The 1,361-nt window shown below is 70.2% G+C and carries 1 pseudogene; it reads right to left on the bottom strand.

Annotated elements, in window-relative coordinates:
- Nucleotides 1-197 precede the first annotated feature (197 nt).
- Nucleotides 198-1,229: pseudogene (locus ACGF5O_RS49060) on the bottom strand (ISAs1 family transposase); the annotation flags it as partial.
- Between the last annotated feature and the right edge of the window lie 132 nt (nucleotides 1,230-1,361).

Below are 1,361 nucleotides of genomic sequence, written 5' to 3'. Positions count from 1 at the left end.
CAGGGCTTCGGCGTAGTTGCGTGACGCCGGGTTTGTGCTCATCCGAGGCCGAGGAGTGCGAGGGGGCGACGGGGGTCGCGGGCGTTGTGGCGGAGGCCGGCCGCGATGTTCTTCACTCCGGCTGTCCGGAGGGCTCCGATGGCGAGGTTGCGCCAGGTGGCCATCGCGCGGGGTGCGTTGCCGGTCCGCAGCTGGGAGGCGTCCTCGGCGAAGGTGGTGTCGCGGACGTGGTGGAGGGCCTCGACCGTCCAGTGGTCGCGGACGAGTCGGGCGAGTTGGGCCGGGGTGGCTTGCCCGGCGGTCAGGCTGGTGACTGCGTAGACGGTCGTGATCGTGGTTTTGCCGGTCTTGCGGTCGGTGCGGCGGCGCTTGATCTGGACGGCCTGGCGGGCTCCGGGGAAGAAGAGGTTGTTCACGGTGGCGACCTTGATCCGGCGGATCTCCGAGCGGCCGTGGCCGACGCCCTTGGTGCGTCCCTGTAGTGGGATGTCCTTCCATGGAAGGGACTTGAGCTGCCTGCGCAGCTTCTTCTGGTTGCCCTTGGCGATCACGATGTAGTGGGCACCGCGGCCCAGGAGGTAGTCGGCGTGCTCGCGCTGTGTGTGCATCGCGTCGCTGGTGACCACGACGCCTGCCAGTTCGGCCACAGTGTTCAGCAGCGGCTGGAAGCAGGTGATCTCGTTCGTCTTCTCGCCGACGTCCAGCTGGGCGAGGACCAGGCCGGTGGTGTGTTCCAGAGCGGCGAGCAGGTGGACCTTCCGGCCCTTCGCCTTGGCGGCGCCACGCAGGCTCTTGCCGTCCACGGCCAGGCCGCGGAGCCCGGCGGTCCCGGTCGCCTTCGGTCTGCGGTCCGCGAGCCAACCGCCGACCGCTCGGTCCAGCGCGTCGCCGTCGAGGCGGGCCATCAGCCGGCGGACCGTTGTCTCGGCGGGCAGGACCCGCCTGGGCAGCAGCGGATCGGGGCGGGCGCCGACCTCTTCCAGCACATGCGCCGGAGCGTCGGCGATCCACTCGCCGACCGCCAGCAGCGAGGTCGCCCCCGCCAGAACCGCACACGCGGTGAGTGCGAGGACGACGGCCAGGCGGTGGCGGACCCCGCGTGGATCACGCGGATCCGGTACCTCGGCCAACCGCTTCAGAAGGCCCGGGACCTCCCCGGATGCGGCCTCGGGATGCTCGCGGAGCTGGTCAAGGGCAAGCGGGATCAGCGATGATGCGTCGGCAGGCACGGTCTTCCACTCGGATCACGGGGCGTCGAGAACTCCATGATCTTGGAAGCCGTGCCTGTCACGTTGCGGACCCTGCCGCTGACCTGACGGACCACCACGAACCGGGCGTCACGCGACTACGCCGAAGCCCTG

This window comes from Streptomyces sp. NPDC048291 (genome assembly GCF_043201715.1).
Taxonomy (GTDB): domain Bacteria; phylum Actinomycetota; class Actinomycetes; order Streptomycetales; family Streptomycetaceae; genus Streptomyces.
Note: the sequence above shows the minus strand (reverse complement) of the source record. Positions and strands in the feature narration are given on the sequence as shown.